17 protein-coding genes and 1 other RNA gene are annotated in these 17,873 nt (G+C 71.4%); 12 read left to right on the top strand and 6 right to left on the bottom strand.

The window, feature by feature from the left end; genetic code table 11:
* Window positions 1-9: 9 nt before the first annotated feature.
* Entirely contained in the window at window positions 10-822 is an 813-nt protein-coding gene (gene pyrF, locus JGR64_RS11195; RefSeq protein ID WP_199373454.1) for an orotidine-5'-phosphate decarboxylase, read from the bottom strand.
* A gap of 81 nt (window positions 823-903) precedes the next feature.
* Window positions 904-2,565, bottom strand: coding sequence for an energy-dependent translational throttle protein EttA (gene ettA / locus JGR64_RS11190; RefSeq protein WP_199373453.1), 1,662 nt, complete (start codon window positions 2,563-2,565; stop codon window positions 904-906).
* A gap of 208 nt (window positions 2,566-2,773) precedes the next feature.
* Here ettA and JGR64_RS11185 point away from each other — a divergent pair, with 208 nt between their 5' ends.
* The 10 genes from JGR64_RS11185 (at window position 2,774) to thiL (ending at window position 11,310) form a co-directional block, all read left to right on the top strand.
* Entirely contained in the window at window positions 2,774-3,277 is a 504-nt protein-coding gene (locus tag JGR64_RS11185) for an RcnB family protein (protein WP_199373452.1), read from the top strand.
* A 458-nt stretch (window positions 3,278-3,735) separates the two neighbouring features.
* On the top strand, window positions 3,736-5,019 hold the full coding sequence (gene glyA / locus JGR64_RS11180) for a serine hydroxymethyltransferase (RefSeq protein WP_199373451.1): 1,284 nt from the start codon (window positions 3,736-3,738) through the stop codon (window positions 5,017-5,019).
* 54 nt (window positions 5,020-5,073) lie between these two features.
* On the top strand, window positions 5,074-5,607 hold the full coding sequence (nrdR, locus tag JGR64_RS11175) for a transcriptional regulator NrdR (protein WP_199373450.1): 534 nt from the start codon (window positions 5,074-5,076) through the stop codon (window positions 5,605-5,607).
* A gap of 5 nt (window positions 5,608-5,612) precedes the next feature.
* Complete coding sequence (locus JGR64_RS11170) at window positions 5,613-6,332, top strand: DUF4272 domain-containing protein (RefSeq protein WP_199373449.1); 720 nt, start codon at window positions 5,613-5,615, stop codon at window positions 6,330-6,332.
* Window positions 6,333-6,361: 29 nt separating this feature from the next.
* Window positions 6,362-7,441, top strand: a complete 1,080-nt coding sequence (ribD, locus tag JGR64_RS11165) for a bifunctional diaminohydroxyphosphoribosylaminopyrimidine deaminase/5-amino-6-(5-phosphoribosylamino)uracil reductase RibD (protein WP_233398699.1) — start codon at window positions 6,362-6,364, stop codon at window positions 7,439-7,441.
* A gap of 191 nt (window positions 7,442-7,632) precedes the next feature.
* Complete coding sequence (locus tag JGR64_RS11160; RefSeq protein WP_199373447.1) at window positions 7,633-8,226, top strand: riboflavin synthase; 594 nt, start codon at window positions 7,633-7,635, stop codon at window positions 8,224-8,226.
* 3 nt (window positions 8,227-8,229) lie between these two features.
* Window positions 8,230-9,354, top strand: a complete 1,125-nt coding sequence (ribB, locus tag JGR64_RS11155; protein ID WP_199373446.1) for a 3,4-dihydroxy-2-butanone-4-phosphate synthase — start codon at window positions 8,230-8,232, stop codon at window positions 9,352-9,354.
* A 42-nt stretch (window positions 9,355-9,396) separates the two neighbouring features.
* The gene (gene ribH / locus JGR64_RS11150; RefSeq protein ID WP_199373445.1) at window positions 9,397-9,864 is read left to right on the top strand and encodes a 6,7-dimethyl-8-ribityllumazine synthase; all 468 of its coding nucleotides are present in this window, start codon (window positions 9,397-9,399) and stop codon (window positions 9,862-9,864) included.
* A gap of 35 nt (window positions 9,865-9,899) precedes the next feature.
* Window positions 9,900-10,334 carry a transcription antitermination factor NusB gene (nusB, locus tag JGR64_RS11145; protein WP_199374302.1) on the top strand — a complete coding sequence of 145 codons (435 nt, stop codon included), beginning with the start codon at window positions 9,900-9,902 and terminating at the stop codon, window positions 10,332-10,334.
* A 16-nt stretch (window positions 10,335-10,350) separates the two neighbouring features.
* Window positions 10,351-11,310, top strand: a complete 960-nt coding sequence (thiL, locus tag JGR64_RS11140) for a thiamine-phosphate kinase (protein WP_234446946.1) — start codon at window positions 10,351-10,353, stop codon at window positions 11,308-11,310.
* A gap of 11 nt (window positions 11,311-11,321) precedes the next feature.
* On the opposite strand, the gene JGR64_RS11135 is transcribed toward thiL, so the two are convergent.
* Both JGR64_RS11135 and JGR64_RS11130 read right to left on the bottom strand, forming a co-directional pair.
* Window positions 11,322-11,693 (bottom strand): YraN family protein, encoded by a 372-nt coding sequence (locus tag JGR64_RS11135; protein WP_199373443.1) that lies wholly within the window; start codon window positions 11,691-11,693, stop codon window positions 11,322-11,324.
* The gene (locus JGR64_RS11130) at window positions 11,690-12,871 is read right to left on the bottom strand and encodes a penicillin-binding protein activator (RefSeq protein ID WP_199373442.1); all 1,182 of its coding nucleotides are present in this window, start codon (window positions 12,869-12,871) and stop codon (window positions 11,690-11,692) included. The genes JGR64_RS11135 and JGR64_RS11130 overlap by 4 nt, the downstream gene beginning before the upstream one ends.
* A gap of 57 nt (window positions 12,872-12,928) precedes the next feature.
* Here JGR64_RS11130 and rsmI point away from each other — a divergent pair, with 57 nt between their 5' ends.
* Together rsmI and rnpB are read left to right on the top strand one after the other, a co-directional pair.
* Window positions 12,929-13,753 (top strand): 16S rRNA (cytidine(1402)-2'-O)-methyltransferase, encoded by an 825-nt coding sequence (rsmI, locus tag JGR64_RS11125; protein ID WP_199374300.1) that lies wholly within the window; start codon window positions 12,929-12,931, stop codon window positions 13,751-13,753.
* 50 nt (window positions 13,754-13,803) lie between these two features.
* Window positions 13,804-14,172, top strand: an RNA gene (gene rnpB / locus JGR64_RS11120) — RNase P RNA component class A.
* Between the two features lie 171 nt (window positions 14,173-14,343).
* Here rnpB and JGR64_RS11115 read toward each other — a convergent pair.
* Together JGR64_RS11115 and JGR64_RS11110 are read right to left on the bottom strand one after the other, a co-directional pair.
* Entirely contained in the window at window positions 14,344-16,710 is a 2,367-nt protein-coding gene (locus JGR64_RS11115; RefSeq protein ID WP_199373441.1) for a winged helix-turn-helix domain-containing protein, read from the bottom strand.
* A gap of 127 nt (window positions 16,711-16,837) precedes the next feature.
* Window positions 16,838-17,701 carry an AraC family transcriptional regulator gene (locus JGR64_RS11110; protein WP_199373440.1) on the bottom strand — a complete coding sequence of 288 codons (864 nt, stop codon included), beginning with the start codon at window positions 17,699-17,701 and terminating at the stop codon, window positions 16,838-16,840.
* Window positions 17,702-17,873 lie beyond the last annotated feature (172 nt).

The raw sequence follows: 17,873 nt of genomic DNA, 5'->3' as shown, positions 1-17,873 counted from the left end.
CCGCCGCGCTCAGCGGTGGCGGTTGATCGCGTCGCGCAGCGCGCGCGCGGCGTCCGCGGCTGCAGCCGCGTAGTCGTCGCCGGCCGAGGCGTAGAGGATCGCCCGCGACGAACTGACCAGCAGGCCCGTGCCATCGGCGCTGCGGCCGTTGCGCACCACCGCTTCCACGTCTCCGCCCTGCGCACCCACGCCGGGCACCAGCAGCGGCATGTCGCCGACGATGGCGCGCACCTCGCCCAGTTGCCCGGGCCAGGTGGCGCCGACCACCAGCGCGACGTTGCCATGGCCGTTCCACTCGCGCGCCGCCTTCATGGCGACGTGCTGGTACAGCGGCCGCCCGTCGACCGGCAGGTCCTGCAGGTCGGCGGCACCGGGGTTGGACGTGCGGCAGAGGATCACCACGCCGTGTTCGGCGTGGTCGAGGAAGGGCTGCAGGGAATCGCCGCCGAGGTACGGGTTCACGGTGACCGCATCGGCGGCGAAGCGACCGAAGGCTTCGACGGCGTAGCGCCCGGCGGTGGAACCGATGTCGCCGCGCTTGGCATCGAGGATCACCGGGATCCCCGGATGCGCCGCGTGCACGTGCGCAATCAATCGTTCAAGCGCGCCTTCGGACCCGAGCGCCGCGAAATGCGCGATCTGCGGCTTGAACGCACAGGCGAACTCCGCGGTGGCGTCGACGATGTCGCGGCAGAACGCGAATACCGCATCGTCGTCAGCCGCGAACCGCGCCGGAAACTTCGCCGGCTCCGGATCCAGCCCGACGCAGACCAGCGACCCGGACGTGGCCCAGCGCTGCCGCAGCTGTTGCATGAAACCCATCAAGTCACCCCGATCCTGCCACTGCCCGGCATCGTGCCAGCGGTTTCCCCCGCATGGCGGGGGAAGGAGAGCCGCTGGCGCTTACTTCAGCGCCTTGAAGCGCAGCCGCTTCGGGCCCGCGTCGTCGCCCATGCGGCGCTTCTTGTCTTCCTCGTATTCGCGGTAGTTGCCCTGGAAGAACTCCACGTGGCTGTCGCCTTCGAACGCCAGGATGTGCGTGGCGATGCGGTCCAGGAACCAGCGGTCATGGGAGATCACGAAGGTGTTGCCCGGGAATTCCAGCAGCGCGTCTTCAAGCGCGCGCAGGGTCTCGATGTCCAGGTCGTTGGACGGTTCGTCGAGCAGCAGCACGTTGCCGCCCTGCAGCAGGGTCTTGGCCATGTGCAGGCGGCCGCGTTCGCCACCCGACAGCGTGCCCACGAGCTTCTGCTGGTCCTGGCCCTTGAAGTTGAAGCGGCCCAGGTAGGCGCGCGACTGGATCTCGATGCCGTTGATGTTGAGGATGTCCAGGCCGCCCGACACCTCGTGGAACACGTTGTGGTCGCCCTCCAGCGCGTCGCGGCTCTGGTCGACGTAGGCGATGTTGACCGTCGAGCCGAGCTCGATCGTGCCCGAATCCGGCTTTTCCTGGCCGGTGATCATCTTGAACAGCGTCGACTTGCCCGCGCCGTTGGGGCCGATGATGCCGACGATCGCACCGGCCGGCACCATCAGGCTCAGGTCGTCGATCAGCAGCCGGTCACCGAACTTCTTGCTGACGTTCTTGAACTCGATCACCTTGGCGCCCAGGCGCTCGCCCGGCGGGATGAAGATCTCGTTGGTCTCGTTGCGGCGCTGGTAGTCGACCGCCTGCAGCTCCTCGATACGCGCGAGGCGGGCCTTGCCCTTGGAGCGGCCGCCCTTGGCATTGCTGCGGGCCCACTCGAGCTCCTTCTGGATCGCCTTCTGGCGCGCCTTCTCGGACGACTCTTCCTGCTTCAGGCGGTCGCCCTTCTGGGTCAGCCAGTCGGTGTAGTTGCCCTTCCACGGAATGCCCTTGCCGCGGTCGAGCTCGAGGATCCACTCGGCGGCGTTGTCGAGGAAGTAGCGGTCATGCGTCACCGCGACCACGGTGCCGGTGTAGCGCGCCAGGAACTGCTCCAGCCATTCCACCGACTCGGCGTCGAGGTGGTTGGTGGGCTCGTCGAGCAGCAACATGTCCGGCTTCTGCAGCAGCAGGCGGCACAGCGCCACGCGGCGCTTCTCGCCGCCTGACAGGTTCCCGATCACCGCCTCCCACGGCGGCAGGCGCAGCGCGTCGGCGGCCACCTCGAGCTGGTTTTCCAGGGTATGCGCATCGCCGGCGGCAAGGATCGCCTCGAGGCGCTCCTGTTCCTTGGCGAGGGCGTCGAAATCGGCGCCTTCCTCGGCATAGGCGGCATAGACCTCGTCGAGGCGCTTCTGCGCCTGCAGCACGTCGCCCACGCCTTCCTCGACCGCTTCGCGCACGGTCTGCGTCGGGTCGAGCTGCGGTTCCTGCGGCAGGTAGCCGACCTTGATGCCGGCCTGCGGGCGCGCCTCGCCCGAGAAGTCCGTGTCCACGCCGGCCATGATGCGGAGCACGGTGGACTTGCCCGAGCCGTTCAGGCCCAGCAGGCCGATCTTGGCCCCCGGGAAGAACGACAGCGAGATGTCCTTGATGATCTGGCGCTTCGGCGGCACCGTCTTGCTGACGCCGTTCATGGTGTAGATGTATTGCGACATGGAAGCTCCGGTGCGACGCCGCCGCCGCCCACGCGGGTGCGCGGGCAGGATCAGTGGCTGGGGATGGCGCGATTATACCGGCCCGTGCGGGGACCCGCCGAGGGCGGGCTTGCCTGAATCTGAATGGCCCCGAGGGACCAACGCGCAGGTAGGGCATCCGTTCAGGCCGCTTTGCCGATAGTCGATCCCACAACCACGGGAGACGGCGATGAAACACACCAGGAACCTTGCACTGGCCACCTTGCTGCTGGCGCTCGGCGCGGCGTTCGCCGCTCCGGCGATGGCGCGCGACCACGACCGCCGCGGCGATCACCGCGGTTACGACCGCGACTACGACCGCGGCTACGGCCACGACCGCTATGCCCGCGACGACTACCGCCGCGACCGCGATTCGCGCCGCGGCAAGGGGCATGGAAAGGGTCACGGCAAGGGCCATGGCAAGGGCCACGGCCACCGCGACCACGTGGTCTATGTGTCCCGTCCGCCGGTGGTGGTGCACCACAACCGCGGCCATCGCGGTCCGCCGCCGTGGGCCCGCGGCCGCCATTACCAGTACGCCGGCTACGCTCCCACCTACGTGGTCCAGGACTATCGCCACTACGGCCTGCGCAATCCGCCGCGCGGCCACCACTGGCGGCGCAGCGATGCCGGCGAATTCCTGCTGGTCGCGGTGGCCACCGGCATCATTGCCGACGTTTTCCTCGGCCGCTGAGTCCGGTCAGGGTTGAACCAAGGGCGCGCCTCAGGGCGCGCCCTTCTTTTTCTGGAGCAACCCGTGGTGGCCGCGAGGCCGTCGCGGCTCATGTCCCCCGGATCCGCCTGCGGCGGATGCCTCCTCCTTGACTTCCCCGCGACGGCCTCGCGGCCACTCCGGGCTCTTCGCCGGCTGCCGGTACCGCAGAGATTGCGGGCTGTGGCTCTGCTCCTCGAACCACCGCGTAGTGGGGCGGACCGGGTGCCAAGCCCCTTGAGGGCGAAGTCAAGGAGGAGGCGATGGCCGAAGGGCATCGCCGGGGGACATGAGTCCTCAAGGGGCTTGGTACCCGGCGCCCATACAAGCCCGGCGCCTCTACTCCATGGGGAGGGAGACGACACATCTCTTGCGCGGCTGGGTCGTTGGCGGCCGCGGGCTACAATTGCCCGGACCCCCATCTTCCGCCCGGAGTGACCATGTTCCCGCGAGACGCGCGCATCGAAGGCTACGACCCCGAACTGGCCCAGGCCATCGCCGACGAAGGCCGCCGCCAGGAAGACCATGTCGAGCTGATCGCCTCGGAGAACTACGCCAGCCCCCGGGTGATGGAAGCGCAGGGCTCCAAGCTCACCAACAAGTACGCCGAGGGCTATCCGGGCAAGCGCTATTACGGCGGCTGCGAATATGTCGACGTCGCCGAGCAGCTCGCGCTCGACCGCGTCAAGCAGCTGTTCGCCGCCGGCTCCGTGGCCGACATGTACGCCAACGTGCAGCCGCATTCGGGCTCGCAGGCCAACCAGGCCGTGTACCTGGCGCTGCTGCAGCCGGGCGACACCATCCTCGGCATGTCGCTGGCGCATGGTGGCCATCTCACCCACGGCGCCAAGGTCAACATCAGCGGCAAGCTGTTCAAGGCCGTGCAGTACGGCGTCGACGAGGCCGGCATGATCGACTACGACGAGGTCGAGCGCCTCGCCGTGGAGCACAAGCCGAAGATGGTCGTCGCCGGTTTCAGCGCCTATTCGCAGGTCGTCGACTGGGCGCGTTTCCGCGCCATCGCCGACAAGATCGGTGCGTACCTGTTCGTCGACATGGCGCACGTCGCCGGGCTGGTCGCCGCGGGCGTGTATCCCAACCCGGTGCCGCACGCGCACATCGTCACGTCGACCACGCACAAGACGCTCCGCGGCCCGCGCGGCGGCATCATCGTCGCCAGCCGCACCGCCATGGGTGAAGCCGCCGACGAAATCACCAAGAAGCTGCAGTCGATCGTGTTCCCGGGCATCCAGGGTGGCCCGCTGATGCACGTCATCGCTGCCAAGGCGGTGGCGTTCAAGGAAGCGCTGGAGCCGGAGTTCAAGGCCTACCAGCAGCAGGTGGTCAAGAACGCCCAGGCGATGGCCAAGGTGGTGATCGAGCGCGGTTACAAGATCGTCTCCGGCGGCACCGAGAACCACCTGATGCTGGTCGACATGATCGGCAAGGGCGTCACCGGCAAGGCCGCCGAGGAGGCGCTGGGCCGCGCGCACATCACGGTCAACAAGAATGCCGTGCCCAACGACCCGCAGAAGCCGTTCGTGACCTCGGGCCTGCGCCTGGGCACGCCGGCGGTCACCACGCGCGGCTATCTGGAAGTCGACTGCGTGGAGCTGGCCAACTGGATCTGCGACGTGCTGGACCAGCCCGCCGACGAGGCGGTGATCGCCCGGGTCCGTGAAAACGTGACCCGCCAGTGCGCACGCTTCCCCGTCTACGGATAAGGTGAGGCCGGACCGGCACCACACCCCGCCACAGGACCACAGCGCCCGCCGCCGATGCATTGCCTCTTCTGCCAGCACCACGACACCCGCGTGATCGATTCGCGGGTCAGCGACGACGGCGCGACCATCCGCCGTCGTCGCGAGTGCGAGGCCTGTGGCGAGCGCTTCTCCACGCTGGAAACCATCGAGCTGAAGCTGCCGGCGATCATCAAGTCCGATGGCCGGCGCGAGCATTTCGACGCGCGCAAGCTGCGCCTGGGCTTCGACCGCGCGCTGCACAAGCGCCCGGTCTCCGAGGAGCAGATCGAGGCGTCGGTGCGTGCGGTGGTGCACCAGCTGCGCATGACCACCGAGCGCGAGATCGCCTCGCGCCGGGTCGGCGAATTCGTCATGGCCGAGCTGCGCAAGATCGACCACATCGCCTTCGTGCGCTTCGCCTCGGTGTACCAGGCGTTCGAGGACGTCGCCGATTTCCGCGAGCAGCTCGACCGCCTCGAACGCGAAGGCCCGGGCGACGGCCAGCTGCCCCTGCTCGGAGGCGACGTGCTGCCGTTCGACGCGCGCTCCGGCAAGGGCCGCAAGCGCTGAGCCCGATGCAGCACCCCGGCCAGGCAGGCCTGCACCCACGCCCTGGCGCGCGTCGCGTGCACGAGCGCGCGCTGGCCCTGGCCAGCATCGCCTGCCGCGCCAGCCTGGAGCAGGATCCGGGCGACGCCGACGCCGAGGCGATGTGCAGGCGCCTGCGCGACTGGCTCGACGCCACCGGCCTGCAGGCGGCGCTGGAGCCGGGCGAAGCCGAAGTCATTGCCACGCCGCTGGGGCAGCTCGCGCGCAAGGCCGCCATCGACGCCAGCTGGCGCGCCGAAGGCCTGTACGTGCTGGCCTGGGCGCTGGACCTGCAGCCCGGCCTGGCGCACGACCGCCTCGTCGACCCGGTCGCGGCCGCGGAGGCGGTGGGGCTGCTCGACGACGCGCCGCTGGCCCGGGATCCTGCGCCCCAGCTGCGCGGCGAGCGTGCGCTCGACACCTTCGCCGCGCGCCAGCTGGCGCTGCACTGGCGCCTGCGTGACTGGCAGCTGCGCCCGGAGCCCATGGATTTCGCCGCTTTCGTGCGCGAGTGCACCTGGGCCAGCCTGGATGTCGATGACGGCGCGCTGCTCGACGGCGACCTGGCCGTCGAAGGCGCGCGCATCGACCAGGCCGACGACGAACAGCTGCAGCGCTGCCTGAGCATCGCCGGCGAGCGCCACCAGGCCGCCAACTGGCTGCTCGGCGGCGACCCCCTCTACTCCAACGTGGATACCAGCACCTGATGCAGGGATTTTCGGCTGTCGATCACGCCATGATGGCGCGCGCACTGCGCCTCGCCGAGCGCGGCGCATGGACCACCCGGCCCAATCCGATGGTCGGCTGCGTGCTCGCGCAAGGCGACGAGGTGGTCGGCGAAGGCTGGCACCAGCGCGCCGGCGGTCCGCATGCCGAAGTGCACGCGCTTGAAGCGGCCGGCGCGCGCGCGCGCGGCGCCACCGCCTACGTCACCCTCGAGCCCTGCGCGCACACCGGGCGGACCGGCCCCTGCGCGGATGCGCTCGTCGCGGCCGGCGTGGCGCGCGTGGTGGGGGCCATGCCGGACCCGTTCCCGGAGGTCGATGGCAGTGGCTTCGAGCGCCTGCGCGCCGCCGGCATCACGGTCGAGTCCGGTCTGATGGAACAGCAGGCGCGGGTGCTCAACCGCGGCTACCTGGCGCGGCTGGAGCGCGGACGGCCGTGGCTGCGCGTCAAGCTGGCGATGAGCCTGGACGGACGCACCGCGCTCGCCAACGGCGAGTCGAAGTGGATCAGCGGCGACGCGTCGCGCGAGGACGTGATGCGCTGGCGCGCGCGCAGCGGTGCGCTGCTGACCGGTTCCGGCACGGTGCTGGCGGACGACCCGCAGCTCACCGTGCGCCTACCCGGCGAGCCGGATTTTGTGCCGCCGCTGCGCGTGGTGCTCGACCCCGGCCTGGCCACAGTTGCCCGCGGCCGCGTGCGCGAGGGCGACGCGCCCACCCTGTACCTGCACGCCGGCAACGCCAAGCCGCCGCGCCTGCCCGGCATCGAGCGCGTCGCGGTGCCGTCGCAGGGCAACGCGCTCGACCTCGATGCCGTGCTGCGGCTGCTGGCCACGCGCGGCATCAACGAGGTGCAGCTCGAAGCGGGCGCCACGCTCGCCGGCGCGTTCCTGCATGCCGGCCTGGTCGACGAGATGCTGATCTACATGGCGCCGATCCTGCTGGGAGCGCACGCGCGCCCGCTGTTTTCCGGGCTCGGGATCGACGACATGGCCCACCGCATGCAGATGCGGGTCGAAGAGATGGTTGCGGTGGGCGAGGACATGCGCATGCGCCTGTATCCGGTGGCCACCGCGCAACCCGCCGCCTGAGCGCGCCGCGCGGCGGAGGCCGCCGCTGGGACGCACCGTCCGCGCGGCCGCCCGACACCCCGATGGTAGAATCCGCGCCGCCGGATGCCCCGGCACGCGGCAGCCCCACGTCTCCGCCTGCCCCGTTCCACGGGCGCGGGCCGGGTGGCGCGCGGCCCGCGCGGAGCCCCAACGGACGGCGGTAAGCCTGCATGTTCACCGGAATCATCGAAGCCGTCGGCACCCTCGAGCAGCGTGAGGCACGAGGTGGCGACGCCCGCCTGCGCATCGCCGTCGGCAACCTGCCGTTCGCCGATCCCGCCCTGGGCGAGAGCATCGCGGTCAACGGCACCTGCCTGACCGTGGTCGCGCATGGCGCCGGCCATTTCGAGGCCGACGCCTCCAACGAGACCCTCGCTCTCACCACGCTCGGCGGGCTGGCGGAAGGCGCGCCGGTGAACCTCGAGCGCGCCATGCGCGCCAGCGATCGCCTCGGCGGACACCTGGTCAGCGGCCATGTCGACGGCGTCGGCCGCGTGCTCGCGGTCAGCGACGACGGCCGCGCCCAGCGCTGGCGCTTCCAGGCCCCGGCCGCGCTGATGAAGTACATCGCGCAGAAGGGTTCGATCTGCGTCGACGGCGTGAGCCTCACGGTGAATGCCGTGGCAGGCGACACCTTCGACGTCGCGCTGGTGCCGCACACCGTCGCCAACACCGCGTTCGCCGCCACGACCGTCGGCGACTCCGTCAACCTCGAGATCGACCTCGTCGCCCGCTACGTCGAGCGCCTGCTGCAGGACCGCTGAACCATGCCTTTCGCCACCGTCCCCGAACTGCTCGAAGAACTCCGCGCCGGCCGCATGGTCGTCATCGTCGACGACGAGGACCGCGAGAACGAGGGTGACCTGATCATGGCCGCCGAACTGGTGCGGCCGTCCGACATCAATTTCATGGTCACCCACGCGCGCGGCCTGGTCTGCCTGTCGCTGACCCGCGAGCGCTGCGCGCAGCTCGGCCTGCCGCCGATGGTGCAGTCCAACACCTCGTCGCACCACACCAACTTCACGGTCAGCATCGAGGCGGCCGAGGGCGTCACCACCGGCATCTCCGCCTACGACCGCGCGCACACCGTGCGCACCGCGGTGCGCCCGAACGCGACGCCGGCGGATCTCGCCCAACCGGGCCACATCTTCCCGCTCGCCGCGCAGCCGGGTGGCGTGCTGGCGCGCGCCGGCCACACCGAAGCCGCCGCGGACCTGGCGATGCTCGCCGGCCTGGAGCCGGCCGGCGTGCTGGTCGAGATCCTCAACCCCGACGGCACCATGGCGCGGCGCCCGGAGCTGGAGGTGTTCGCGCGCGAGCACGGCCTGAAGATGGGCTCCATCGAAGCGCTCATCCGCCATCGCCTGGCCACCGAGCACACCGTGGAGCGCGTCGACGTGCGCGCGATCGACACCGAACACGGCCCGTTCCGCCTGCTCAGCTATCGCGACCGCCTGGGCCATGCGCTGCATTTCGCGCTGGTGCGCGGCGAGCCCGAGGCCGATCCCGACACGCCCACGCTGGTGCGCGTGCAGGTGCGCAACGCGCTCGCCGATGCCGTGCACTGGCGGCGCGCCGATTTCGGCCCGGCCGTTGGCGACGTGCTGGCCGCGATCGCCCGCGAGGGCCGCGGCGCGCTGGTGCTGCTGGATGGCGCCCAGACCCCCGACGCGCTGCTGGCGCGCATCCGTGCCGCCGACGATGCGGTCCCGGCACCTGCCGAAGCGCCGCGGGGCGGGGCGCTGCTGGAATGGCGGCGCAACGGCGCCGGCAGCCAGATCCTCGCCGACCTCGGCCTGCGCCGCCTGCGCGTGATGGGCACCGCGCGCAAGCAGGTCGGCCTGGCGGGCTTCGGCCTGGAAGTGGTCGAGTACGTCGACCCGCCCGCGTAATCGCGCTCGGCTAGAATGCCGGCCTACCCGAGGATTTCCCCCATGACCCACCACGAAGGCGACCTGCGCGCCCCCAACGGCGCGCGCTTCGCCATCATCGCCAGCCGCTGGAACCCGCGCATCGTCGATGCGCTGGTGGCGGGTGCGCGCGCGACCTTTGATGGCCACGGCGTGGCCGCGGACCACGTCGACGTGGTCCGCGTGCCCGGCGCCTGGGAGATCCCGCTGGCCGCCGCGCGCCTGGCGCAGGGCGGGCGGCACGCCGCCATCGTCGCCCTGGGTTGCGTGGTGCGTGGCGATACCCGCCACTTCGAACACGTCGCCGACCGCTGTGCCGACGGCCTGGCCCGCGTGCAGCTCGACCACGGCGTGCCGGTGGCCAACGGCGTGCTCGCGGTCGACGAGCAGGCCGATGCCGAGAACCGCGCCGGTGGCAGCCACGGCAACAAGGGCGAAGAGTGCGCGCTGGTCGCGCTCGAGATGGCCAGCCTGCTGGCGGTGCTGCCGTGAGGCCGCATCGCGGCGGCGGCGCGCGCAACGGCGGGATGGATCCGGTCGCGCGCTCGCGCTCGCGGCGCCGCGCACTGCAGGCGGTGTATGCCATGCAGCTGTCGGGCGCCAACGCGCGCGACGCGATCTCGCAGCTGGCCCACGAGCAGGCCAACGAAGTCGCCGACCTCGAATACTTCGAAGACCTGGTGCGCGGGGTGGAAAACCATCGCCGCGAACTCGACGAGGCGCTTGCCCCGTTCCTCGACCGCGGCATCGCCGAAGTCGACCCCATCGAGCGCGCCATGCTGCGCATCGCCGCCTACGAGCTGCGCCACCGCGTCGACGTGCCGTACCGCGTGGTGATCGACGAGGCGCTGAAGACCGTCAAGCGCTTCGGCTCCGAGCATGGCCACACCTACGTCAACGGCGTGCTCGACCGCGCCGCCGCCGAGTGGCGCGCGGCCGAAGTGCAGTCCCCGCGCTGCTGACCGCCGGCACGCGGCCGTGGCCGAGTTCGAACTGATCGATCTCATCCGCGCGCGTGCCACGCACGCCCGCGACGACGTGCTGCTCGGCATCGGCGACGATGCCGCGGTGCTGCGCGTGCCCGCCGACCGCGAGCTGGTGGTGGCGATGGACACGCTCAACGCCGGCGTGCATTTCCCCGCCGGCACCGCGCCCGCCGACATCGGCTGGAAGGCGCTCGCGGTGAACCTGTCCGACCTGGCGGCGATGGGTGCGGAGCCGGCGTGGTGCACGCTGTCGCTGTCCCTGCCCGAAGGCGACGCCGCGTGGGTCGCGGCCTTCCTCGACGGATTCATGGCGCTGGCCGCCGAGCACGGCGTGGCCCTGGTGGGTGGCGACACCACGCGCGGGCCGTTGTCGATTTCGGTCACGGTGCACGGCTTCGTAGCGCCGGGTGTCGCCTTGCGCCGAAACGGCGCACGCGTCGGCGACGGCGTCTGGGTCAGCGGCACGCTCGGTGATGCGGCCGCGGCGCTTGCGCAGTGGCGGGCACGCGGCGCCATCGACGCGATCGACGCGGCGCTGCGCGCGCGCCTGGAACGCCCGCTGCCGCGCATCGCGCTCGGCCGCGCGCTGTCCGGGATCGCGCATGCCTGCCTGGACGTCTCCGACGGCCTGCTCGCCGACCTGGGCCATGTCTGCGCCGCGAGCGGGGTTGGCGCGGAGATCGACGTCGACACGCTGCCGGCCAGTGCCGCGCTGCAGGCCGCGTTCGCAGGCGATGCGCTGCGCGCGCTGCAGGCCGGCGGCGGCGACGACTACGAACTGTGCTTCACCGCGCCCGCGTCAGTGGACAGCGCGATCCAGGCTGCAGGACGTGCGGCGGGCGTGGCGGTCACGCGCATCGGCGCGGTCGTGGAAACGCATGGCGTCCGCGCGCATGGCGCGGGCAAGCCGTGGGTCGCACCGCACAGCGGGCACGTGCACTTCGGCGCCTGAGCGCGGCGCCGTCAGGCGTCGTCGAGCCGGAAGGCGTCGCGATGCCAGGTGAAGTCCGGCGCGGCCGGATCGCCGCTGGCATCGACCACGTCGAAGCGGCAATACGACTCGGCGAGGGCAGGGTGCTGCAGCAGGAACAGCTGCGCGGCGCGCACGATGCGCTGGCGCTTGCCGCGGTCGACCGATTCCCCGCCGCCGCCGTAATCGGCACTGGCGCGGTAGCGCACCTCCACGAACACCAGCGTGTCGCCGTCGCGCATCACCAGGTCGAGCTCGCCGAGCCGGTAGTTGGCGTTGGCCGCCACGTCGACCAGCCCGGCGCGCAGCAGGTGCGTGCGCGCCGCGGCCTCGACTTCGGCGCCGCGGCGCCGGGTCTCGCTCAACCGCCGACGCCGGCCAGCGGCACCACGTGGCCGCCGCTGAAGGTCGACCAGGCGGGCGAACGCAGCACGTTGCCGTCGCCATCCATGCGCAGCGTGCCGCTGGCGCTGGGCACGCTGGCGTCGGGCGAGGTGGCCAGGTGTTCGAGGTAGGCGGTGAGCAGCCAGGCGTCGTAGCCGAAGGCGAACAGCCGGGCGGCAGGGCCACGCGCGGTGGGCAGCGACGCCGCCACGCTGGACGCGGCCGGCAGGCCCGGCACGCCGGTCACCGACCAGGCATCGGACGGGAAGGCGATGCCGTCGAGCGCGGCGTCGTCGCCGGCCCTGCCGGTGCCCGCCATGATCTGCGAGGTTGCCACCCGCGGACGCGTCGCCAGCCCCGCGGCGGCGACCTGCGGCGCCACCAGTCGCGCCTGCGGGCCGCGCAGCGCCATGAACACCGCATCCACGCCGCCCTCGCGCTGCAGCGCGCCCTGCATGAGCGCGGTCATGTCGCCCGGCGCGTCGCCGACCACCGCGAGCAGCTGCACCACGCTGCCGCCGTGCGACTGCAGGCGGGTGGTGAAGGCATCGATGCTGCGTCGCGCGCTGTCATCGCCGGAGCTCAGCACCAGCACGCGCAGCGCGTTGCGCGCCGCCAGGAAATCCGCCGCGCCGCTGCCTTCGTCCTCGGGTGCAAGCGCGTAGCTCGCGGCATTGGGCGGGGGCGTGCCGGCGCGGTTGAGCGCGAGCAGCGGCACCGACGGCACGGTCTGCACGAACACCGCGTCCACTTCGTCACGGCCGAGCGGTCCTACCACCTGGTCGGCGCCTTCGGCGACCGCGCGCTGGTAGGCGGCGACCGCGCCATGGGCGGTGCCGGCGGTGTCGTAGAACTCGAGGTCCGGGCGGCGGCGGCGTTCGCCGTAGTAGCCGGCGAGCAGTCCGTCGCGGACCGGCGCGGACGCGGTGGCCAGGCTGCCGGTGAGCGGCAGCAACACCGCGAGCTTGAGTGGCGGCCGGTAGCCGTCGCGCTCGGCTGGCGGACGGCCGCCGTCGTCGAACCGCCAGTGGATGTTGCGCGTGGCTTCCGGGATGGCCTGCACCGGTGCGGCCGGCGTGCTGACCTGCACCGCGGCGCAGCCGGCAAGCGCCACGCTGGCGATGGTGGCGGCGAGTCCCTGCTTCCAAGAATGACGCATCGTTGCTGCCCGGCTGCGAGAATGGCCGGATTCTACCGTCCCGCCCGCATGGACACGATGCAGACCTCCGCCGGAACCCTCCACGTCGTCGCCACGCCGATCGGCAACCTCGCCGACATGTCGCCGCGCGCGCTGGACACGCTGCGCGCCGTCGACGCGATCTGCGCCGAGGACACGCGCCATACCCGTCACCTGCTGGCGCACTTCGGCATCGAGCGCCCGCTGCTCGCCGTGCACGAACACAACGAGGACGAACAGGCCACGCGGCTGGTGGCGAGGCTGCTGGCCGGCGATTCGCTGGCGCTGGTGTCCGATGCCGGCACGCCGCTGGTCAGCGACCCCGGCTACCGCCTGGTGCGCGCCGCGCGCGCCGCCGGCATCCGCGTCAGCCCGGTGCCCGGCCCGAGCGCGCTGGTGGCTGCGCTGAGCGCCGCCGGCCTGCCGAGCGACCGCTTCGTGTTCGAGGGCTTCCTGCCGGCCAAGACGGGTGCGCGCCGCGAGCATCTTGCGCAGCTGGCAGGCGAACCGCGCACGCTGATCTTCTACGAGTCGTCGCACCGCATCGTCGAATCGCTGGCCGACCTGCGCGCGGTGTTCGGCGACGCGCGTCGCGCGGTGCTGGCGCGCGAGCTGACCAAGCTGTTCGAAACCGTCCTCGACGGCTCGCTGGCCGACCTGCATGCCGCGGTCGAGGCCGACGCCAACCAGCGCAAGGGCGAGTTCGTGCTGGTGGTGGAGGGCGTCGGCGAAGACGCGGATGCCAGGGTCGCCCAAGGCAGGCTGTTGTACGCGAAGCTCGCTGCGCACCTGCCACCCTCGACCGCCGCGAAAGTTGCGGCGGATATCAGCGGGGCGCCGCGCAAGAGCCTGTACGGCGGCTAGCGCCGGAACCGGGCGTGCTGCGCCGTGCGGCGTGCGAGAATACGCGCGGCGGAGTCGGCCAGACAGTCGCGTCATCCGGGACCATTTCGGTGGAACCGGGTGCCGAGGAAAGTCCGGGCTCCACAGGGCACGGTGCCAGGTAACGCCTGGGCGGCGCGAGCCGACGGAAAGTGCAACAGAAAGATACCGCCGAACGGCTTCGCAAGAAGCGCGTGGCAAGGGTGAAATGGTGCGGTAAGAGCGCACCGCGAGCCTGGCAACAGGCCGGCACGGCAAACCCCACCGGGAGCAAGACCAAATAGGGACCTAATGGCGCGGCCCGCGTCGGGTCCGGGTAGGTTGCTTGAGCGTATCGGCGACGATGCGCCTAGAGGAATGACTGTCCACGACAGAACCCGGCTTATCGGCCGGCTCCGCCACCTTCCTCACAAAAAATCGCGCACGGCCCGGGAGAGAGGGAGGGCCGTGCGCAAGACTCACTTGGTTTGTCGGGCTTTCGCGCCCTTGGCGACAGTTTCGTGCGCGGCGTCGCGGCAGGGGTTGCCTTGGCTGCGCACTCGGTTTGCCGAAGTTGCGGTTTCGCCGGCGGCTCAGCCGCCGTTGCGGTGCAGGCGCGCCACGGCGATGTCGGCGCGGTTCTCCGTCACCACCGGCAGCACCACGTGGCGGCGGTCCGAACCGACCTGGAACCCGCCGCCAAGCAGCGGGCGAGCCCCGCGCAGCGTGGTCAGATGCGTGACCGCGCCATCGCGCAAGGAGTGCGCCTGGAGCGTCGCCACCCCGGAACCGTCACCCTGCGAGCGCAGGGACCACGCGGCATCTCCGACGACCTGCCACGGTTCCTCGATCACCAGCGGCACGTCGCGCAGCGGGTGGAGGTCGTCTTCGGCATACAGCAACACGCGACCCTGGCTGCCCACTTCGGCCAGCAGCAGTGCCGAACGCCCGTCCACCATTGCGCGCTCCACCCGGAACGCCGGCAGTTGCGTCGGTTGGCCGCTGCAGCCGGGCGAGCCGGCGGATCGACGGCAGGCATGCAGGCGCCAGTCGGTCTCGCTCCAGCCGGCGTACCAGATCGAGCGGTCATCGCTGGCGTAGATGGCATTGCGCAGCGACGCGCTTGCCTCCGCGACGCGCTGCGACACGCCCCGGTCGAAGTCGAATTCATGCAGTTCGTGCCGGCCTTGCACGCGGAGCACGTACAGCACGCGGCGGCCGTCGGCCGACAGCACCGGTGCCTCCACCCGGCCGGACTCGTGCCTGGTGAGCCGCGTGGCCTGGTCCGCGCCGCGGTCCAGGAGCCAGAGCTGCGAGCTGCCGTCGCGGTCGCTGGCGAACACCAGGCGGCTGTCGTCGGACGACATCGCGGAGGAGAAGTCGCGCCCGGACGACGGTGCCAGCAGCTTCCTCGGGCCGCCATCCAGCGGATACTCGGCCAGCGCCGAGCGCCAGTCCTCGATCTGGAAGGCGAGGTTCCAGGCCCGGCTTGCGATGTCGGGCGACGAGGCGTCGGTGATCCCGAGCGCGGTGATCCGGCCGTCGGCAAGCTCCAGCACGTACAGCGCGCGCTGGCCTTCGTGGTTGGACGAGAACACCAGCCCGGAACCGTCGGGCAGCCAGTCGAAGCCCTGGATCTCCGAGCGCAGCGTGGTCAGTCGCGTGACCTCACCGCCGGCAGTGGACATCGAATACAGGTCGGACGTGGGGTTGGAGATGCCGCGGAATGCGATCCGCGTGCCATCCGGAGAGAAGCGCGGATAGAGGTCGGTGGCCGTGTCCAGGTCTCCGTACTCGAACGGCTCCCGTGACCACCCCTGGCCCCGTCGCAGCAGGGTGACGCGCGTGTCGCCGGGGCTCCCGGTGGTGATCGCGGAGTAGGCGATCTGGTTGGCATCGGCGGGGTTCCAGTCGAGGTACACGATGCTGCGCGCCGGGCATTCGCTGATCGTCTGCTGGCCGCCACCGTCGACGCTGGTCATCCGGATTTCGCAGTCCGTGCCGTCGGCCGACCGCCAGACATAGGCGATTTCCCGCCCATCGGGCGACCAGGCAGGACGTTCGGCGTGATCGCCTCCGGCCAGCTTGCGTGCCTCCGTGCCGTGCGGCGACTGCAGGAACAGGCCGGGCGGGTCGCCAAGGCGGTCGCGGCGGCTGTAGACCAGCCAGTCGCCGCCCGGGTTGTAGCGCGGACTGTCTTCGCTGCCTGGGGCGAACGTGACGCGGCGTATAGGGCCCGCGGTGATTCCGCTGTCGGCCGCGGCTGGCGTCCTCAGCTGCCCATCACCGCGCCACGGGCCAGCCACGAACAGCGCGGCCGCCACCAGCGCCACTGCGGCAGCGGCCAGCTGCGGCCACCAGCGCTGCACTAGAGTCCGGGGGCGCGCGTCGTCCATCTGGGGAGGCAGATCGCCCGGGGGCGCGACTGGAGCGGTCGCGTCCGCCGCAGCGGAGGCCTCGCCCTCGTCCCCGGCGCCGGCCCTCGCCGGAGGCAGGTCCAGCAGGCGCGCACCCCCGCCCACAGCCTTCGGCACGGTGTCCGCGTCCTGGTCGGTTACGTCATGGTCGGTCGCTTCCTGGGCGGGCTCGACCGCATCAGCGCTGCCCGGCCACTCCACGTGCGCGATCAGCCGGTAGCCGATCCGCGGGATGGTCTCGATATAGGTGGGCCGCTCGAGGTCGTCGCCGAAGGCGCGGCGCAGCGCGGTGATGGCATGCCCGACCACGCCAGGGGTGACGTGCACGCTGCCCCAGACCTCGTCGAGCAGCTCGTCGCGCGACACAGTCATGCCCGCGTCGCGGGCCAGCGCCAGCAGCACCGCCATGGCCTTGGGCTTCAGGCGCGTGGTGTGTCCGCCGGACTCCACCTGCAGCGCTCCGGCGTCGACGTGGAATACGCCGACGCGCAGTTGCTGGCGGTGGAGACCGTCGCGGCTGCGATCATCTGCGGCTCGGGACAAGGATCACCTGTGGTCCGCGGCGGCGGGCCGCCGGCGCAAGCGCGGGCTGGCTGCGCGAAGCGCCGCGAAGCGTCATATGGCGGAACAGTGTAGCCGCCCGTAGCTGGCGGGCAGCTTTACGGGGCCGTCAGGCGGCGTCGGCGAGGTCCTGCCGGAACCGGGTCGCGGTGAGGCCGACGCACTTCTTGAACGAGCGCGCGAAGGCGAACCGGCTTTCGTAGCCGACGCTGGCCGCGACTTCCGAAATCGCCAGGTCGCTGTTGGCGATCAGGTCCTTGGCCAGTTCCATCCGCGTCTGGATCACCAGGTCGTGCGGGGTGATGCCGAACACGTCGCGGAAGCTGCGCAGGAAGTGCGACTTCGAGTAGCTCGCCGCGGCCGCAAGGCTGTCGAGGTCGCTGCCTTCGAACGGCGAGTTCAGGATCCGGTTGCGGGCGCTCAGCAGCCGCAGCACGGTCTGCCGCCGGTGGCCCTCGGTACGGCCGCTGGCGCGCGCCAGCCACTCGCGGGTCGGGGCCTGGGCGTCGCGCGCCGCCTGCAGAACGCCGCCCAGAAGGATGTCCGGGGCCGCCCGAGGGGCGTCCCCGGCCTGCCTTGCGATCGCGACCACTGTGCGCAGCAGGGCGCGGTCGATCGGCAGCACGGCAGGAAACAGAAGCGGGCCGGGACCCCGGCGCGTGCCCATGCCGCGCAGGATCCCGGCGACCGCGGCCGGCGGCACTGTCAACGCCACCCAGTCCGCGCCGTCACGGCCGACCGCGCGCACGGCGGCACCGGCCGGCAACGCCAGGAAATGGCGGCGCGATACCCGGAAGGGTCCATCCGGACTGCCCACTTCCACGCTGCCGCGCAGCACGCACCACAGCGACGCAGTGCCCGCCGCGACCAGGGCGTGGCTGCCGCGGCCGGAGCCCCGCACGCAATGCACCGCCTTGGCGCCGGCCAGGTCGATCCCGCTGCCCGGTCCCACGCGCCAGAACTTCACTTCCACGATGTCTTGCCCCCTGTCACTTGAATACGTGCCCAAGGGTGGTGTTCCGCGTGCCCGAAGTAGCGAAGCCACGCAGACGTTTCGACTTCCGGCAGGACGTATCGATGACGTTTCGACGAAACCCCGCATGAGCACTGGGCTGGAGCCCGGCAGGGCGCTGCGGGCGCGCGTG

The sequence above is a fragment of the Luteimonas sp. MC1572 genome, assembly GCF_016615815.1.
Lineage (GTDB): Bacteria > Pseudomonadota > Gammaproteobacteria > Xanthomonadales > Xanthomonadaceae > Luteimonas.
The sequence above is the reverse complement of the archived record's forward strand: the minus strand, read 5'-3'. Positions and strand labels throughout refer to the sequence as shown.